This window comes from uncultured Nocardioides sp. (assembly GCF_947489365.1).
Taxonomy (GTDB): Bacteria; Actinomycetota; Actinomycetes; order Propionibacteriales; family Nocardioidaceae; genus Nocardioides.
On the sequence record NZ_CANLDB010000020.1, the window covers coordinates 1 to 262 of the forward strand.

Here is a 262-nt window from a genome sequence, read left to right on the forward strand (position 1 = left end):
GGCCAGGTCAGCAGCGAGCTCCCGGCGAACGAGGCCGGCTGGTACCGCACACCCGCCACCATCACCTACACCTGCGGCGGCGGCACCGCCCCGCTGGTCTGCCCCGAGCCGGTCACCCGCGAGAACACCCAGCCCGGGTTCAAGGTCGCCCGTAAAGTCACCGACGCCAACGGCCAGGAGACCAGGGTCCGCACCCCGCTCCAGGTCGACACCACCGCACCGCGGATCAAGCTCACCCGCACCGGCACCGCCCCGTATGCCC

General features: G+C 72.5%; 1 protein-coding gene. It reads left to right on the forward strand.

Going from position 1 to position 262, the window contains the following annotated elements:
- Positions 1-262: hypothetical protein (locus Q0858_RS21490; RefSeq protein ID WP_299058446.1), on the forward strand; the 262-nt coding region annotated here is incomplete at both ends.